This window comes from Plantactinospora sp. DSM 117369 (assembly GCF_053764795.1).
Genome location: NZ_CM132446.1, coordinates 3,885,244 through 3,901,665, shown reverse-complemented (window position 1 = coordinate 3,901,665; position 16,422 = coordinate 3,885,244). Strand labels below are relative to the sequence as shown.

Sequence of the window (16,422 nt, the reverse complement as noted above, 5' to 3'; positions counted from 1 at the left end):
GACGGCCGTTGCCCATCGTCCGCGTGTCGCTCGGGATGTCATTCCTGACGCTCCTTCGCAGAGGTAACGAAAGCGCTTACGGAAGCGCTTTCGTACCATAGGCTGTGGCCTGCATCACTTGCAATAGTTGCCGCTACGGTCGTTGATGTTTCCCGGGAGTTACCGATGCCGAAGCCTGGCGGGCGGCTGCGCCTCGTCGACGTCGCCGAACGGGCCGGTGTGTCGCTGGCAACCGCCTCCCGGGCGCTCGCCGGTCGGGACGGCGTCAGCCCGCAGGTCGCCGACCGGGTCCGGCAGGTCTCCCGGGAACTCGGGTACGTGGCCAACCCGTACGCCCGCACCCTGGCCGGCGGCGTCAGCTCGACCGTCGGACTCGTCGTGCACCAGGTCGACGACCCCTACTTCTCGGAGATAGCCGGCGGGGTCATCCAGATCGCCGACGAACAGGGCCTGCTGGTGCAGATCTGCCACTCCGGCCGCGACCCCGAGCACGAGCTGCGGCAGTTGCGGCACCTCATCGCCCAGCGGGTCGGCATCGTCCTGATCGCCGGCTCGGGCTACGACGACCCACGGGTCCAGGCCGAGGCGCGGCGCGAACTGGCGGCGTACCAGAACCTGGGCGGGCGGGTCGCGGTGATCGGCCGGCATCCCCTCGGGGTGGACGCGGTACTGCCCGACAACGAGGCCGGCGGGCGTGCCCTCGGCGAGCACCTGCTGGCGCTGGGCCACCGCCGGATCGCGGTCGCCGCCGCGACCGGTGGACTCACCACCGTGATCGACCGGCTCGCCGGAGTGGCGGCCGCGCTGCGCCGGCACGGGCTGACCCTCGACGAGCTGCCGATCGTGCACACCGACTTCACCCGGGACGGGGGCCGGATCGCGGCCGAACGGATCCTGCGGGAACATCCCGACACGACCGCGATCGTGGCGCTGAACGACTCGATGGCGATCGGGGTGCTCTCGACGCTGCGGGCGCACCGGGTCGGCGTACCGGAGCGGGTCTCGGTGGTCGGGTTCAACGACGTCTCGGTCGCCGCGGACCTCGCGCCCGGTCTCACCACCGTCCGGCTGCCGATGACCGACATGGGCCGGATGGCCCTGGAGCTGGCCCTCAAGCCGCGGTCGAAGCGACCACGGCGCCGGCCGACCGGACACACGCTGGTGATCCGCGACTCGACCGGGCCGGCGCCCGGCTGACGCCGCCCGGGCGGTCGCCCGCCACGTCGACGGATGCGACGCGCCTGCCGGGGTGCGCCGCGCGGTCACGACGCGGGCGGCACCCCGGCGGGCGGACCGGACCCCCCTGCCGTGCCAGGTGAAGCCGCGGGGCTGTCCGGGCGCGGGCTCGGGCTGTCCGGGTGCAGGTTCTGGTCTGCCCGGCGCGGGTCCGGGCTATTCGGTGCGTAGTGCGGTGGCGGTGCGGGTGCGTGCGGCCCAGCCGGCGGGCAGCAGCGCGCCGAGCACGGCGATGAGCAGGCCGCCGAGGCCGAAGAGCACCAGCTCGGCGGGGTGGTAGATGTCGATGACCGAGGCGGGCAGGTGGAACCCTGCGGCATTGCCCATCTCGGCCACGATCACCCTCTGCATGACAACGCCGACGGGTACGCCGACGGCGCCGCCGATCAGCCCCGTGACGACGACCGAGGCGATGACCATCATGATGGTCTGCCGCGGGGTCATCCCCAGGGCCTTGTGCACCCCGAGATCGTGGACGCGTTCCCGGGTCTCCAGCACGACCATGTTGAGTACGCCCAGCGCGGCCACGGTGCCCAGCATCAGGGTGAGCAGGCCGGTCAGCGTGTTGATGATCAGCAGGATCTCGTCCGCCTCCTGTTCGACGACCTCCGCGGTGGCTTCCACCGACGCCAGCGCGGCGTTCAGCGCCTTGACGTACCCGGCCGGGTCGGTGCCGGGGGTGAGCGTGATGTGGTATTCCTGGGGCCGCAGGTCCGGTTGGCTGGCCGCGAGTGTCGCGGCGGCGGTGAGCACCTGCATGCCCCTGGACTCGATGTTGAAGACCTCGCCGACGATCCGGGCGTCGATCCGCCTGCCGTGGTCGGTCAGGACGATGCTGTCGCCGACCCGGGTGTCGGTGGCGGTCAGGAACGGTCGGGAAACCACGATCTCCCCGGGTTGGCCGAACCAGCTACCGGAGATCATCTGGTAGCTGTCGGCGTGGCCGTCGCCGGTGAAGGCGAGGACGTTCAGCGCACTGGTGAGTCCCGGCGTGGTCACCTCGGTGTGCGCCACGCCGCTGTACCGGCCGGTGCCGGGCTGTGCGGTGATAGCCGCGACCACGGCCACGGGGTCCGGTGACGGCGGCGGCCCAAGGGCGACTCTCGGGGGCTCCGGCGGGGCGCCCTCGGGTGGCGGCCCGGAGATCGCGCGGCCCGGGTGGATGACGACGTCGCCATGGCTCTCCGTGGCCTGGACCTCGTTCAACGAGGCGCCCAGCCCGACGGCGAAGGTCGCGGCTGCGGCCCCGAACGCGATCGCCGCGACGATGGTGGCCGTCCGGAGCACCCTGGCGAACGGCTGGGCCAGCCCGAGGGTCACCGGTCGGGGCAGCGGGAGTCGGGCGGCCAGCCGGGCGGCCCACTGACCCCGGCCCGGGCCGGGGGTGCGGCCGACGGCGAGCACCTCGACGGTGCGCAACCTGCCGGCCCGGGACGCCGCCGCCCAGGCGGTCGCCGTGACCAGGGTCAGCGCCCCGGCCAGCACCAGGAGGTTGACCGATGGGGTGACGCCGGTGTCCGTGGTGCCGTAGACCTCGTTGGTCTGCGCCAGGACCGGGACGACCAGCAGGTTGCCGGCCACGACGCCGAGCACGGCGCCGACCACTGCGGGGATCAGCGCTTGCACCGTGTACGCCCGGACCACCTGGTGCGGGGTGAACCCGAGGGCCTTGAGGATGCCGATCCGGTGTGTTCCGGTGCTGACCGCCCCGGCGATGACGTTGCCGATGATCAGGACCGCCATGAGTACGCCCAGCACCCCGAACGCGATGAGGAACGGCACGAACAGCAGCGTGCTGCCGGCGCTGTTGGTCCTGGTGGTGAGCCAGGACCGTGCTCCGGTGAACGCCCCTGTGGGCACGCTCGCCTCGATCGCGGCGCGGCCCGAGTCGATCTGGGCGGCGGTGTCGCTCGCGGCCAGGCGGTAGAGCATCTGGTACCCGGCGGTCGCCCCCGGAGCGGTCAGCGCCGCGACCTGCTCCGGTGCCACCCAGCCGCCGGCGGTCTCGCTGACCGACCGGGCCACGCCGACCACCGTCAGGCTCGGGCCGCCTGCCGGGCTCGACAGCGGCAGCGCGTCACCCACCTGCGGCTGGAGGCTCCTCGGGAGCCGGTGGTCGGCGTGCATCACGATCTCGCCGGGGGCGGTCGCCCACCGCCCCTCGGTCACCGTGACGGCGTCGACCGGTCCACCCGGACCGGCCCGCCCGACCACCGTGATCGGCCGCTCCGGCCCGCCGCGATCGGTGGCCGGGGTGATCGTCGCGGTCGGGAACGGGCCGGCCGCCGCCGCGACCCCGGCGGCTCGCGCGGACGCCGACAGTTGCGCCGCCGTGGCCCTGGCCCCGTCGAACTGTACGGTCAGGTGCGCGCCGTTCTGCTGGGCGAACGCCCGATCGAAGGGTGCCGTGGAGGCCACCATCAGCGACCCGCCGAGTACGGCGGCGGTCACCGCGATCATCACCACCAGCCCGACCACCACCGTCTGCACCCGGCGACGCCCCACGCCGGACCGGACCACCCCGCCCAGCGCACTCATCGGACCGGCTCCATCGTGCTGTCGGCGGCGACCCGGCCGTCGACGAGCCGGACGGTGCGGGTCGCGCACGACTGCGCCAGAGCCAGGTCGTGGGTGACCAGGACGATGGTCTGGCCCTCGGCGTGCAGGTCGCCCAGCAGGCGCCGGACCTCCTCGCCGGAGGCGGTGTCCAGCGCGCCGGTCGGTTCGTCGGCGAGCAGCAGCGCCGGTCGGTTGACCAGGGCTCTGGCCACCGCGACGCGCTGCCGCTCCCCGCCGGAGAGCCGACCCGGGTAGGCGGCGGCGTGCCGGTCGACGCCGAGCATGCCGAGCAGCTCCATGGCGCGGCGCCGGGCGGTGCCACGGGCCATCCCGGCCAACTGCGCCGGCAGCATGACGTTGTCGGCGACGGTCAGGTCGTCGAGCAGGTTGAAGAACTGGAACACCATGCCGATCTTCGCTCGCCGGTACCGGGCGGAGCCGGCCTCACCCAACTCGTCGACGCGGACACCGGCCACGGTCACCGTGCCGCCGCTCGGCCGGTCCAGCCCGGCGACCAGGTTCAGCAGCGTGGACTTGCCGCTGCCGGACGGCCCCAGGACCGCGACCGACTCCCCGGCCGCGATCCGCAGCGACACGGCGTCCAGCGCCGGTGGCCCCCCGTCGTACCTGCGGCTCACGTCGTTCAACTCGATCACCGGTGCGCCCATGGCGGATCTCCTTCTGATTCGTGCAGCTTTGGCCGCTCGAAGCTAGGTCCGCACCGGGACCGCGGGCGTCGGCCACCGGAGTCAAATCCGGTACCGCCCCGGGATGAGACGGATCGGGGTCATCCCTGCGGCGTAGTCCATCGAGGTAGCCCGGGTGGTTAGCCCGGCGGATGTCGCGGGCCGGGAACGGTGGGCGAGAATGACCTGGTGATGAAGGGGGCGATGGCCGGCCGGCTGTGGGCCCGGCTCCGGCTGCTGCTGCGCCCGTCCGGCCCGCTGCCGACACTCTCGTGGCGCGGCTGGGCGTTCGACGTCATCGTGGCGCTGGGCCTCCTGCTCGCCGCGATCGTCGAGGGCGACGGCCAGCAGGACGTGGAACACCGGGCATCCTCGGCCAGCTTCGACAACCAGGACCTGGCCGAGCCGATCCCACCGCGGGACCCGATGTCGCCGCTGGACCCCGACCCGCCCCGGGCCCCGCGCCCGCCAATGCCGGACCCGTTCCTGCCGATCGAGGACTACGAGGTCGGCTGGACGGTCGTCATGCTCGCCGTGGTGGTGCTGCCGTTGGTGTTCCGCCGCCGCTATCCGCTCGCGGCGCTGTGGACCGTCCTCGTCACGGCTCCGCTGGCCAGCGACTACAACGCCGCGTTGCGGGTCTCCTTCTACGCCTGCGTCATCGCCGCCTACACGGCCGCCGTGTACAGCCCGTACCGGGTGCCGGCGCTGGCGAGCCTGCCCGTGGCGGCGTTCCTCTACACCCAGATCCGGGAGTCGGCGGTGCCCACCGTCCCGGACAATGCCGTCCCGTTCCTGATCCTGATCCCGATCGTCCTCGCGGCCAACGGCCTGCGCCAATGGAAACGGCGGGCCGACGAGGATCGTGCCCGGCTGTCCAGACTCGAACACGAGCAGGCCGAGGCGCTGCGCCGCGCCGCCGAGCACGAGCGCGCCCGCATCGCCCGGGAACTGCACGACGTGGTGACCCACAACGTGAGCGTCATGGTCATCCAGGCCGGAGCGGCCCGCAAGGTCATGCGGACCAGCCCTGACCAGGCCCACGACGCGCTGCTCTCCGTCGAGGCCGGCGGTCGGGCCGCGATGGCCGAACTGCGCCACGTCATGGGGCTGCTCACCATGGACAGCGACGGCGGTGACCCGGCCGGCACGGGCGGCCTGACCCCACAGCCGGGCCTCGACCGGCTGGAAGCACTGGTGCAGCGGGTGCGCGACGCCGGGACACCGGTCGAGCTGACCGTGTCCGGCCAACCCCGTCCGCTGCTGCCGGGAATCGAGCTGACCGCCTACCGGGTGGTCCAGGAGGCGCTGACCAACACGGTCAAACACGCCACCGGGGCGAGCGCGACCGTCCTGGTGGAGTACGGCACCGAGCAGCTCCGGGTCGAGGCCACCGACACCGGCGGCCTCCCCGGTGTCGCGGCCACCACCGGCAACGGGCACGGCCTGATCGGTCTGCGTGAGCGGCTGGCGGTCTACGGCGGTACCCTGCGCACCGGGCCACGCCTGCGCGGGGGCTACCAGGTCACCGCACGAATCCCGCTGGAGGCGCCATGACCGCACCGCTGCGGGTCGTCGTCGCGGACGACCAGGCGCTGGTCCGTACCGGCTTCCGGATGATCCTGACCGCCGACGGCATCGACGTGGTCGCCGAGGTGACCAACGGTGCCGAGGCCGTCGACGCGGTCCGGCGTACCCTGCCGGACGTCGTCCTGATGGATGTCCGGATGCCGGAGATGGACGGGCTGGAAGCCACCCGGCGGATCCTCACCGGTGCCACCGGCGACCCACGCGTGATCATCCTGACCACCTTCGATCTCGACCACTACGTCTACGCGGCGCTCTCCGCCGGCGCCAGCGGATTCCTGCTCAAGGACGTCACTCCGGAACATCTGGTCGCCGCCGTCCGGATGGTCCGGTCCGGCGACGCGCTGCTGGCCCCCACCATCACCCGGCGGCTCGTCGAGCGGTTCGCCAGTCGCAGCGCCGACCCCGCCGCACCGCACCGCGACCTCTCCACGCTGACGCCGCGCGAGCTTGAGGTGCTGCGGCTGCTGGCGCAGGGCCTGAGCAACGCCGAACTCGCCGCCCGCCTCCACCTCTCCGAAGCGACCGTCAAAACCCACGTCGCCCGCATCCTCGGCAAACTCGGGCTCCGCGACCGCGTCCAAGCCGTCGTCGTCGCCTACGAGACCGGCCTGGTCAGCCCGGGAGGCGGATAGCACGGCCCACGGCGCGGTCGAGGGTGCCGGCGGTGGTCTCCGCCACCGGCCCGGCCCCCGGGATTCTCGTTCCCGGAGGCCGGGATCCGGTCAGAGGTCCCGGCACTGCCCGGTGACCGGGCCACGCACCGTGTTGGGTACGCCGTTGTCCACCGGTTCCGGGGTGTTGCCGGTGCAGACCAGCGGACCGCCGATGGTGTTGCCGGCGATCACCGGCGCCGGGCCGGTGCCGGTGCCGGTGACCACGAGCGGGCCGCCGACCCGTACGCCCTCGATGCCGAGTTGTCCGGTGGTGCCGGTGACGGTCACCGGGCCGGCGACCGAGCCGCCGAGCAGTTCGAGGGTGGTCGCGCCGGTGGCCTGCACCGGCCCCCGGACCGACGCCGCGGTGGCGATCAGCGAGCCGCCCGGGCGGACGGTCACCGGGCCGGTGACGGTGGCGCCGGCCAGGCAGGTCACCCCGGCCCCGACCACCAGCGGCCCACGGTGCTGGCCGGACAACCGGCTGGTGCAGGTGTCGACGGTGACAGTGAACCCGGCGCTGCTGGTGGCGCCGCCCGGCCGGGTCGCGGTGACGGTGGCCCGGTAGACGCCGTCCCGGGCGTACCGGTGGCTGGCGGTGGCGGTGTAGAGGCCGTTGACCCTGGTGACGGTGCCGGCCGTACCGCTGACCGTGGCCGGGGAGCTGCTGCCGTCGCCCCAGTCGACGGTCGCGGTCACCTGGTCGGGCGCGACCCCCGGCGCGGAGATCGAGGCGAGCGCGCCGCCGACGGTACGCGTGTCGCCGTGCACGTCCGGCGCCGCCACGTCGACCCGCCACGGCACCTGCGGGGACGGGTGGAAGTTCTGGCCCTGGAGTTGCCAGCGCAGGCCGTGCCCGGCCACCCGGTCGACGAAGGAGGCCAGGTTGCGCTCCGGGTGGACGTTCGGCGACCAGCCGATCTCCGCTGTCGCCGGCAGCCGGGGGAACGCCTGGAACTCGATGTCGGCGCCGGTGAGCAGCGTCTCGGACCAGATCGGCGCCTCGACGCCGAGGATGTGCGCGTCGGTCACCGCCGGCAGGGTCTGGCCGTTCACGGTGCGGGCCGGGATGTAGCTGCCCGGGTCGCTGCTGGTGCCGGACCAGTGGTAGAAGTGTGACACGTCCAGGGTGCCGGCCCAGCCGAGCCCGAGCGGGCTGCCGGGGAACTGCCGCATGTCCAGATAGGTGTGGTTGGCCGGCGACATGACGACCTTCATACCCTTCTGCACGGCCCGCCGGGCCGTGTCGCCGCCGGCACCGGCCGGGTTGCCGTTGTTCCAGAACTGGGCGACCGCCGGGGCCGCGCCGGGCCGGTCGAAGTTCGCCTGCGAGATCTCGGCCCAGCCGATCCCGGTCTTGCCGTGCGCTGCGACCAGGTCGGCCATGCGGTCGACGAAGTCGACGAAGCGCTCGTGCGAGAGTATGGACGCCGGCACCTCGTCGCCGCCGAAGTGGTAGTACGGGCCGGGGGTCAGCGCGCTGAGCTGCGCGACGATGTCGGTGAGGATGGCCCAGGTGTTCGGGCTCTCCGGGCAGAGCGCGCTGTAGCCGACGGCCCCGGTGAGGTTCCAGACCGGGGGCGTACGGTTGCTGCAGTTGACGTCCGGCAGCACCGGGTCCGCCTCCGGGCCGGCGTACGACATGATGATCGCATTGGTGTGCCCGGGTGTGTCGACCTCGGGGATGACGGTCATGAAGCGTTCCGCCGCGTAGTTGACGACGTCGACGTACTCGGCCTGGGTCCAGTGGCCGCCCGGGTCGTTGTTGATGGAGAACTGCGCCCCGATCTCGGTGAGTTCCGGGCGGCCGTCGATCGCGATCCGGAAGCCCTGGTCGTCGCCGACGTGCAGGTGCAACGTGTTGATCTTGTAGGCCGCGGCCTGGTCGATCAGCCGCTTGACCACGGCCGGCGGCTGGAAGTGCCGGGCGATGTCGAGCATCACGCCCCGGTAGCCGTACCGGGGGACGTCCTCGATCCGGACTCCGGAGACCGTCCACGGTCCGGGTCGGGCCGTCCGGCTCTCGATCCACGGCGGAAGCAACTGCCGCAGCGTCTGCACGCCGTAGAAGAGGCCGGCCGGGCGGGCCGCCGACAGGCGTACCCCGGCGGCGGTGACGTCGAGCCGGTATCCCTCGTCGCCGAGTTCGGCGGCGGCCACCAGGCGCAGCGCGATGTCGCCGGGGCGGGGGGCGGCAGCGGTGACCGGTAGCGGATAGCCGGTGGACGGCCGCAGCAGCGCCGCCAGCCCGTCGGCGACTCCGGTGGTCTCCGCGCCGCCGTCGGGCGCGACCACGATCCGGCTCTGCGGAGCGAGCGTGAAGGTCTCCCCCGGTACCGGGACCGCGCTGGCCGGTACCGGGACGACCTGGGCCGCCCCGCTCCGCACGGCGGCCGCCCGGGCCGCCGGGGTGCCGAGCTGACCGGCCAGCGCGACGCTGGAGACCACGAGGGTGATGCCGAGGGCGGCCCGGCCGAGCCGGGTCGGCCCGTGCCGGGCGGTACGCCTGTGGCTGGGTGATGCCGACCGGTCAGACCTCTGCAGCGAACCATTCATTGTCACGCTCTCCTGCTCCGGCTGGGGCGGCCGCCCGCCAGGCACCGGCTCGTCCCGGTGGCCCGGGATGGCGCGGGCACGGACGGCGGTCGATCGCCACGGATCTGGGACATCGACGAAAGAACGTTCGCCGAATGATAAGGACCCGGCAGGCGTACTGTAAAGAGTCTTAACACTGTCGCGCCCTACCCGCCTGTCACTGATCCGGTGGGTCGGCGGTGACCGTCCGGCGGACATCGACGTACATCGTCTCGTCGTTGCGGACGGCCCGATCCAACGCCGCGAGGTGCGGCAGGGCGCTGCGACCGAACGACCGGACCGAGATCGCGTCCGGGTCGAAGCCCGCGGCGCCGAGGGCGTGGCGCAACTCGTCCAGGTCGTAGATCCACTTGTGCCCGTGGAACTGGAAGATCTGGTTGACCATGAACGCCTTCCGCTCCGGAAGGTCCCCGGGCTTCGCGCCGAGGCTCATCAGCCGGCGCCGGTGCCGGGCGAAGAACCCGTCGGCGCCGTCGTCGAGGTATCCGGCCACGTACCGGTGCAGGTCCGGCGTTGTCAGCCGGAGCCATCCGCCGACGGCGAGGATCCGCCGCACCTCGCGCAGCCAGCCGATGCCCTCGGCCAGGGTCAGGTGCTCGATGAAGTGCTCGGCGTACGCCCAGTCCACGCAGCCGTCCGCCAGCGGCAGCGGGTCGCGGGCGTCCAGCCGCACGAAGTACGCGCATCCGTCCACTCTGTACACCTGGCCCGGCTCGGTCCGGGTGTCCCCGTCCACCAGCCCGATCACGTCGGTGTTGAGGCAGCCCGGGTCCCGCCCGTCCCACGAGCCGAACTGGATGCCGGTCACTCCGATACCCGCCAGGTCGGCCCGGTCCAACGGCGATGTCAGCCCGGTCGCTTCCAGCCGGCGGCACGGCGCGTGCCAGCCGGGGTCGGGTTCGTCCCAGGTCCACTCCGCGGGCTCGGACCCGGTCTGCCATTCGGCGTTCTGCGTCAAGGACTGCGCTCCCGGTTCGTTGGATGGGTATGGGTGGGTCCGCCGGACGGGTACGAGCCCCGCGGCGGGTACGCCGGCCGGACCGGTCAGAGTTCCGCCCGTGCCGGTTCGGCTCCGGCCACCGGCGCCCGGCGGTCGGCCGCGACCAGTGGCTCGGCCAGCAGGATGGCGAGCGCGGCGGCGACCAGTACGCCGCCGACCAGTGCGGTGCCCCGTACGCCCAGCGTGGGCAGGATGCCGGCGCCGAGCAGCGATCCGCCGGCGATGCCCACGTTGTAGGCGGCGGAGTTGCCGGCCGCGGCCAGGTCGGAGCTGCCCGGGGCGACCTCCAGCACCCGGTTCTGCAGGGCCGGCGTCAGCGCACCCATGGCGAACCCCGAAACGGCCAGCAGGGCGGCGGCCACCAGCGCCACCTCTGCCAGCAGGAACATGCCGACCAGGGCGAGCGCCAGCAGTGACACCGACGACACCATGGCGAGCCGCTGCCGGCGGTCGCTGAGGATGCCGCCGGCCGCGATGCCGGCGAAGTCCGCCAAGCCCCGGACCAGCAGCAGCCCCCCGACGGCCGCCGGTGCGAACCCGCTGACCTCGGTCAGGAAGACGGCGGTGTAGGTGAAGGCCGTGAACAGGCCGCCGACCGAGAGCACGGTGGCGACGACCACGATCCAGTACCGGCGGGCATCCGGGCTGGTCCCGGTCGCGGCGTGCGTCTGACCGACCGGGACCGACGGCATGAGCAGCACGATCGCCACGAACGCGAGCAGCGCGAGCCCGGCCAGCATGAGGAAGGCGGCCCGCCAGCCCGCCTGCTGGCCGACCCAGGTGCCGGCCGGTACCCCCAGCATCGGCCCCAGCGAGGCACCGGCGAAGACGACGGAGGTGACCCTGCCGCGTACGTGCACCGGGAACATCCCCGCCGCCGCCGGCGCCACCACCGCCCAGAACAGCGCCTGGGTGAACGCGACCACCACCCTGGCGGCGAAGAGCACCTCGTACTCCTGGGCGGTCGCGGAGAAGACCGTGGCGAGTACCAGCACGGCCAGCAGCCCGGCCAGCAGGCGTCGGCGCGGGATGCGGGCGGTGACGTACGTCAGCGGCACCGAGACGACCGCGACGGCGACCGCGTACCCGGTGACCAGCAGCCCGGTCTGCGACAGCGACACCTCCAGGTCGGCGGAGACCAGCGTGAGGATGCCGATCGGCAGGGTCTCCATCGCGACGTAGCAGAACGCCGAGACGGAGAGCGCGGCCAGCGCGCCGATCGCGCGCATCGACACGGTCGCGCCGGGGATGACCGGCGCCGGCTCAGCCATCCGACCTCCCCCGCCCCTCCGCCACCCGGTCGTACGCGGCCAGCACGATCTTCTCCGGCACCGCGCTGAGCGGCTGGCCGCTCGCCTGCGTCACCGGTACGCCCGGAGCGGCCAGCAGCACCATCGGGATATCCCCCGCGTCGCAGGCGAGGTAGCCCCGCTTGTTGTCGCCCCGCAGCACCGTCCGCAGCACCGTCCGGTCCACCGGTCCCAGCCTGCCGGCCGGCGGCGGCAGCCGCAGCCGCGCCAGCAGCCGGTGATGGCGGTCCACCTCGCCCCGGTCCAGATAGCCGAGCATGGCGCTCGCCTCCGCCGCGACCAGCATCCCCCAGGCGATCGCCTCACCGTGGCTGAAGTCGCCGTCGGTCACGATCTCCAGCGCGTGCCCCACGGTGTGGCCGTACTCGAAGATCACCGCCTCGCCCCGCTCCCGTGGGTCCCGGACGAGCATCGGCAGCTTCGCCTTGATGCCGAGCCGGCACAGCGCGACGAACGAGTCGACCGACCGCTGCTCCAGTCCGGCCACCGCGCGGAGGAAGGTCGGCTCCTCGTGCGGAACCATCGCCAGCACGTTCTTCGCCATCTCGGCGACCCCGGTCAACAGGTCACCGCGCGGAATGGAGGTGAGCCAGGTCAGGTCACAGCCGATCAGCGACGGCGGCAGGTAGGTCCCGCCGAGGTTCTTCCCGGCGCTCAGGTTGACCGCCTGCTTCTGGGACAGCACCGAGTCGAAGGCGGCGACCGGGGTGGTCGGCAGGTGGACGAGCCGGATACCCCGGAAGAGCAGGGCGGCGGCCAGCCCGGCGATGTTTCCGGTCAGCCCGCCGCCCATCGCGACCATCAGCGAGCGGCGGTCGGCGCCCCGATCGACCGCGTACTCAAGAATGGTTTCGACGACGGAGAGCCGCTTGCGCCGCTCCGCCGCATCGAGCACGAAGCGGTGCACCGCCATCCGCCGCCCCAGCCCGGCCAGCACCGGTTCGGCGTGTGCCAGCACCTGTCGGTCGACGACGAAGACCACCGACTCGGCGCCCCCGGCCAGCCGGGCGACCGCCTCGACGATCTGGTCGACGCAGTCGACGCCGTACAGATAACTGGTGCCGCGCTCGCCGAACCGCACGTCCGCGACCTGCACGGTGCTGCCTCCCCGTCGCTCATTCATCGGCGTCGCCGCCCGTGGAGCGGAAGCCGGCGAACAGCAGGTCCGGCCGGCGGAGTTGCACGGCGGCCACCACCGCACCGACATCGAACGCGTACTCCAGTGCGGCGCAGGCGACCGCGTCCGCGACACCGCGCGCCGAGTCGCCCCGCCGGCGGCGCCGCCAGGCCCGCAGCCCGAGCCCCACTCCGGCGGTCAGCGGCACGAGCAGGGCGCTGCGCCCCCGGGTACGACCCAGCGTCGCCACCGCCACGCCGCCGGCCAGCCCGAGCACGGCCACCGGGTTGCACCGCGCCGTACGCCGCTGCGGGTGGAGAGTGGCGAGCCACTGCTCCGAGCGTCCGTAGCCGAACAACCGGCGCCAGACGGACCGGACGGAATCGCTGCTCATCCGGTCGTGCGTCACCGTCGCTTCCGGGTCGGCGCGGATGGTGAAGCCCCGCCCCGTCAGCCGGAGCCCCAGGTCGACGTCCTCGCCCGCCACCACGGTGAGGGACTTCTCGACGAATCCGCCGACCGCGCGGAAGGCGTCGCGCCGCAGCAACAGGTTGCTGGTCGTGGCCCACGGCAGCGACCGACCGGCCCGGGGCATCTCCAGGTCCCCGTTGAGCAGGTGCGAGCGCCGCATGATCCGGAACACCGCCGTCCGGCTCTCCTCCACCAGGGTCGGGCCGGCGATCCCGGCCACCTCTGCCGGGGCCCGCCGGATGCCGGTCACGTACCTGCGCAACAGCTCGGGCGAGACCCGGCAGTCCGAGTCGGTGAAGAGCAGCAGGTCGTGCCGCGCGTGCGACACCCCGAGGTTCCGCTTCGCCCCGACGTGCCGGGGGCCGCGGACGTACCGGGCACCGTGCCGGGCGCAGGTGGCCCGGTGTGCCCGCGCGTCGTCCGGCGTCGAGTCGTCCACGACCACGACGTCGACGGGTTCCGGGCACCGGGCGGCGGCGACGGCCAGGCTGGCGAGCAGCCGGGCCGTCTCGTCGACCCGGCCCAGCACCGGTACGACCACCGAGACACCCGGGGTGACCGTTCCGACATCCGCCTCCGGCGGCCGGTCCACCTCCTCGGTCGTCATTCCCGGCCGCCTTCCGCAAGGTGTCCGGCGACCTTGGCGATACCCCGCGCCAGGTCGAGCATGTCGCTCTCCGGGCCCAGGAACGCGCTGTGGTGCAGCAGCACCGCGTGCCGGGCGAGATGGTCCGCACCGGGGAAGACCCGGTCCCGGTGCCGGGCCACGAAGCGCTCGGAGAGCGGTGCCAGCGCCGGCTTGGTCCACGGACGCAGCAGTGGGCTGCGCTGCAACGGCACCCGGGGCGGATAGGCCCGCATCCCGACCTCCGCGGTGAGGGCCGCCGCCACCCAGGAGTTGTCCCGGTGCGGGGGCAGCGGGTCGAAGACCACCGGCACCTCGTAGAGCGAGATCCGGTCCTGTTCCGGCCGTCGGGCGAGCAACCGGACCCCCGGTACGTCGGCGAGCAGTTCGCGGAGCCGCTCGTAGTTCCGCTCCCGGACGGTGTTCTGCGCGTCGAGCTCCGGCAGTTGGGCGCAGAGCAGGGCGGCACCGAACTCGCTGAGGCAGAAGTTCGCGCCCATCACCGTGGCGCTCTCCCGCAGGTCCAGCTCGCCGGGGCGGGCGTCGTCCCGCCAGCTCCGCGAGTCGGCGCGCAGTTCCTCCAGCCGGGTCAGCAGCGCATCGTCGTCGGTGACGACCGCACCGCCCTCGCCGCAGGTGAGCACCTTCGAGTGCTGCATGCTGAAGCAACCCAGCCGGCCGAGCGAGCCGGCCGGGCGGCCGAGCCAGCGGGCCCCGTGCGCCTGCGCCGCGTCCTCGACCACCTCGATCCCCCGGGCCGAGGCGAACTCCTCGATCGCCGGGATGTCGGCCATCGCGCACGCCCAGTGCACCGCGACGACCGCCCGTACGTCGTCGTCGGCGCGCAGCGCCGACACGTCCAGGCAGCCGGTCTCCGGGTCGACGTCCGCGAGTACCGGCAGCAGGCCGGCCCGCAGCACGGCGGTGGCGCAGGCGGTCCAGGTGAGCGCCGGCACCAGGACCGGGTCGCCGTACGCCAGGCCCAGTGACTCCAGGGCGATCACCAGGGCACTCGAACCGTGGTCGGTCGGTACGCAGTGCCGGGTGCCGACGTACTCGGCGAACATCCGGGCGAACCTGCGTTCGAAGAGCTCGCCACGGCGTGGACTGGTGATCGCCCAACGCCCCCCGTGCAGGACCTCGGCGAGGTGGCTCTCGGCGGCCGGTGCCGGTACGGGCCAGTCGGGCCACGCCCGTTCCGGACCGCGTACGGCGGGGCCACCGCCGATCGCCAGCGCCGTCCCGGGGTCCACCCGTACGCCGGTCAAAGCCCGAACCCGAAGGCACGGATCTCGCGGCCGACCCGCCGGGCCTCGGCCACGAGATCGAGGTTCCACCGGTCCCAGAGCCCGGTCAGCCGGGACGTCATCAGCACGACGTCCACCGACTGCTCCGGCAGCGGTGTCCGCACGCCGATCGCGTGGTGGCCGACCCGGCCGCCTCCGGTGAGTGCCTGCCGCAGCAGCTCCTCGTCGAAGTCCACCAGTACCGCCGAGGAGAGCTCCGCGGGCACGCTGCCCCCGGAGCCGAAGACCGCCACCCGCTCACCGGGGCGCAGTCCCGCCGCCGCCTCGCGCAGCTCCGCGGTGACGTCGAGGTCCCGGGCCCGGGCCGTCCAGTCCAGCAGCGCCTGGTAGTCGTCCTCCCACGGCCAGTACAGGTCCTTGGTGATCAAGGACCAGCCGATCTCGGCGACCGGTTCGGGGTGCTTGCCGAGCAGGACCCCGATGTTGTGGTGGTTGCCCTGCCGGTTGCCCTCCCAGTCCCGGTCGTGCGGTGCCTCGATGACCCAGGCGGAGCGGCTGACCACGAACTCCACCCCCCGGCGGTGCAGGCGTAGGCCGATCTCCATGTCCTCGACGCCCCAGCGCTGGAAGTCCTCGTCGAAGCCGCCGACGGCCCAGTAGTCCTCGGTACGGATGGAGCAGTTCGTGGCCCACAGGAGGATCCACGGCACCACCAGACGTCCGGGATCGAAGCCGCACCGGAGGAAGGCGCCGTGCCGGATGTCGAAGATGGACGGGTCGTTCGCGTACGCCGCCAGGACCCGCTCGGGCAGCAGCCGCCCGACCATCTCCGCCAGGCCGGGCGTCGGGTCCTCGGGCCGGTACGCGTACGCGTAGCCGATCACCGCACGGCGCGCGGAGCCGTCGCCGTGCGCCGCGAGGTGTTCGCGGAGGTAGTCCGGCCCGACCAGCGCGCCGGTGTCCAGGAACACCAGGATCGGTGCGCTGGCCAGCCGGGCACCGGCGTTGCGGGCGGCGGCGACCCGGAACCCGTGGTCCTGCTGGAAGTGGTAGCGCAGTCGCAGCCGGTCGGAGAAGGACTTGACGACGGCGGCGGTCGCGTCGGAGGAGCCGTCGTCGGCGACGATGACCTCGAACTCCTCCGTCGGCAGGCTCTGTCGGGCAAGGCCCCGCAGGGCCTCGGCCAGCAGGTCACAGCGGTTGTAGGTGGGTAGGATGACGGAGACTTTCACGTCGCGGGACGACTCGGCAGAGATCGTTGCACCCCCGTTCAGGCAGCGGCGGATCGGCCGGACGAGACCGGATGTCAGGGAGTCGGAGGATCGCCCGCACG

General features: G+C 73.1%; 12 protein-coding genes. 3 read left to right on the top strand and 9 right to left on the bottom strand.

Translation table 11 applies throughout. From position 1 onward, the window contains the following. The first annotated feature begins 165 nt into the window (after positions 1 to 165). Positions 166 to 1,197, top strand: coding sequence for a LacI family DNA-binding transcriptional regulator (locus ACSMXO_RS16935; protein WP_346256779.1), 1,032 nt, complete (start codon positions 166 to 168; stop codon positions 1,195 to 1,197). A gap of 195 nt (positions 1,198 to 1,392) precedes the next feature. Here ACSMXO_RS16935 and ACSMXO_RS16930 read toward each other — a convergent pair whose 3' ends face one another. Together ACSMXO_RS16930 and ACSMXO_RS16925 are read right to left on the bottom strand one after the other, a co-directional pair. Next, a complete protein-coding gene (locus ACSMXO_RS16930; RefSeq protein ID WP_455418476.1) occupies positions 1,393 to 3,774 on the bottom strand; it encodes an FtsX-like permease family protein in 2,382 nt (793 codons plus the stop codon). Then, entirely contained in the window at positions 3,771 to 4,463 is a 693-nt protein-coding gene (locus tag ACSMXO_RS16925) for an ABC transporter ATP-binding protein (RefSeq protein WP_346256777.1), read from the bottom strand. The genes ACSMXO_RS16930 and ACSMXO_RS16925 overlap by 4 nt, the downstream gene beginning before the upstream one ends. Positions 4,464 to 4,652: 189 nt before the next feature. Here ACSMXO_RS16925 and ACSMXO_RS16920 point away from each other — a divergent pair, with 189 nt between their 5' ends. Together ACSMXO_RS16920 and ACSMXO_RS16915 are read left to right on the top strand one after the other, a co-directional pair. Beyond that, complete coding sequence (locus ACSMXO_RS16920; RefSeq protein ID WP_455418475.1) at positions 4,653 to 6,038, top strand: sensor histidine kinase; 1,386 nt, start codon at positions 4,653 to 4,655, stop codon at positions 6,036 to 6,038. Further along, on the top strand, positions 6,035 to 6,703 hold the full coding sequence (locus ACSMXO_RS16915; protein WP_346256776.1) for a response regulator transcription factor: 669 nt from the start codon (positions 6,035 to 6,037) through the stop codon (positions 6,701 to 6,703). The genes ACSMXO_RS16920 and ACSMXO_RS16915 overlap by 4 nt, the downstream gene beginning before the upstream one ends. A 90-nt stretch (positions 6,704 to 6,793) precedes the next feature. Here ACSMXO_RS16915 and ACSMXO_RS16910 read toward each other — a convergent pair whose 3' ends face one another. The 7 genes from ACSMXO_RS16910 to ACSMXO_RS16880 form a co-directional block, all read right to left on the bottom strand. Then, complete coding sequence (locus ACSMXO_RS16910; protein WP_455418474.1) at positions 6,794 to 9,280, bottom strand: family 20 glycosylhydrolase; 2,487 nt, start codon at positions 9,278 to 9,280, stop codon at positions 6,794 to 6,796. Positions 9,281 to 9,476: 196 nt separating this feature from the next. Further along, positions 9,477 to 10,277 (bottom strand): class I SAM-dependent methyltransferase, encoded by an 801-nt coding sequence (locus ACSMXO_RS16905; protein WP_455418473.1) that lies wholly within the window; start codon positions 10,275 to 10,277, stop codon positions 9,477 to 9,479. 86 nt (positions 10,278 to 10,363) lie between these two features. Then, complete coding sequence (locus tag ACSMXO_RS16900; protein ID WP_346256773.1) at positions 10,364 to 11,590, bottom strand: MFS transporter; 1,227 nt, start codon at positions 11,588 to 11,590, stop codon at positions 10,364 to 10,366. Beyond that, positions 11,583 to 12,752 carry a 3-dehydroquinate synthase family protein gene (locus ACSMXO_RS16895; RefSeq protein ID WP_455418472.1) on the bottom strand — a complete coding sequence of 390 codons (1,170 nt, stop codon included), beginning with the start codon at positions 12,750 to 12,752 and terminating at the stop codon, positions 11,583 to 11,585. The genes ACSMXO_RS16900 and ACSMXO_RS16895 overlap by 8 nt, the downstream gene beginning before the upstream one ends. Beyond that, on the bottom strand, positions 12,745 to 13,824 hold the full coding sequence (locus ACSMXO_RS16890) for a glycosyltransferase (RefSeq protein ID WP_455418471.1): 1,080 nt from the start codon (positions 13,822 to 13,824) through the stop codon (positions 12,745 to 12,747). The genes ACSMXO_RS16895 and ACSMXO_RS16890 overlap by 8 nt, the downstream gene beginning before the upstream one ends. Beyond that, the gene (locus ACSMXO_RS16885) at positions 13,821 to 15,110 is read right to left on the bottom strand and encodes a DegT/DnrJ/EryC1/StrS family aminotransferase (RefSeq protein ID WP_455418470.1); all 1,290 of its coding nucleotides are present in this window, start codon (positions 15,108 to 15,110) and stop codon (positions 13,821 to 13,823) included. The genes ACSMXO_RS16890 and ACSMXO_RS16885 overlap by 4 nt, the downstream gene beginning before the upstream one ends. Then, positions 15,107 to 16,321 (bottom strand): glycosyltransferase, encoded by a 1,215-nt coding sequence (locus tag ACSMXO_RS16880; RefSeq protein ID WP_455418469.1) that lies wholly within the window; start codon positions 16,319 to 16,321, stop codon positions 15,107 to 15,109. Before ACSMXO_RS16880 ends, ACSMXO_RS16885 begins: the two co-directional genes overlap by 4 nt. Between the last annotated feature and the right edge of the window lie 101 nt (positions 16,322 to 16,422).

Bases quoted from the DNA above. Each gene is read 5' to 3' on its own strand.
- ACSMXO_RS16935 (WP_346256779.1), top strand. From the start codon at position 166: ATGCCGAAGCCTGGCGGGCGGCTGCGCCTCGTCGACGTCGCCGAACGG.
- ACSMXO_RS16930 (WP_455418476.1), bottom strand. From the start codon at position 3,774: ATGAGTGCGCTGGGCGGGGTGGTCCGGTCCGGCGTGGGGCGTCGCCGG.
- ACSMXO_RS16925 (WP_346256777.1), bottom strand. From the start codon at position 4,463: ATGGGCGCACCGGTGATCGAGTTGAACGACGTGAGCCGCAGGTACGAC.
- ACSMXO_RS16915 (WP_346256776.1), top strand. From the start codon at position 6,035: ATGACCGCACCGCTGCGGGTCGTCGTCGCGGACGACCAGGCGCTGGTC.
- ACSMXO_RS16910 (WP_455418474.1), bottom strand. From the start codon at position 9,280: ATGAATGGTTCGCTGCAGAGGTCTGACCGGTCGGCATCACCCAGCCAC.
- ACSMXO_RS16900 (WP_346256773.1), bottom strand. From the start codon at position 11,590: ATGGCTGAGCCGGCGCCGGTCATCCCCGGCGCGACCGTGTCGATGCGC.
- ACSMXO_RS16895 (WP_455418472.1), bottom strand. From the start codon at position 12,752: ATGAATGAGCGACGGGGAGGCAGCACCGTGCAGGTCGCGGACGTGCGG.
- ACSMXO_RS16890 (WP_455418471.1), bottom strand. From the start codon at position 13,824: ATGACGACCGAGGAGGTGGACCGGCCGCCGGAGGCGGATGTCGGAACG.